This is a genomic window from Pseudoflavonifractor sp. 60 (genome assembly GCF_009911645.1).
In the GTDB taxonomy this organism is placed as follows: domain Bacteria; phylum Bacillota; class Clostridia; order Oscillospirales; family Oscillospiraceae; genus Lawsonibacter.
Window position 1 is genome coordinate 1 of sequence record NZ_QWKI01000349.1, and the last position, 495, is coordinate 495.

Sequence of the window (495 nt, forward strand, 5' to 3'; positions counted from 1 at the left end):
CGGGAGGGCTGGAGAATGAAAAAATGGACGCGCCTGGGAGCGGCGGTGCTCACCCTGACGCTGTGCCTGGTGTTCGGTATTCTGCTGCTGAACTGTATGAAACCGATGGAGGACCGGGTCTATGACCTGTCCCTGGGCTGGGCAACGGAGGCCATGCCGGAGGGCTGGGTCTACGATCAAAAGGGCTGGACGGTGTTCACCCAGAGGGGGGACGCTGTCACAGAGCTGGCCCCGGACGGCTTCGGCGGCTTTGACCGCCTGGGCGAGCTGGGGCAGACCTTCTATTTTTCCCGTGTGCTGTCGGAGGAGGTGGACGGCCCTACCCTGCGTTTGGATGCGGCAATCAGCTCCGTGGCGGTTTTTCTGGACGGCGCGCTGATCTATACGGACTGCCCGGAGCTGGATCACCGTATTGGAGATTTACGCCTGCCCATGCTGGACTGGGTGCGGGAGGAGCCGGTGCTGGTGACGCTGCCCCAGAGCTATCAGGGCAAG

At 63.0% G+C, this 495-nt stretch carries 1 protein-coding gene; it reads left to right on the top strand.

Features of this window, described 5'->3' with window-relative positions; all coding sequences use genetic code 11:
- Window positions 1-15: 15 nt before the first annotated feature.
- Window positions 16-495: hypothetical protein (locus D1646_RS22335; protein ID WP_160638519.1), on the top strand; the 480-nt coding region annotated here is incomplete at its 3' end.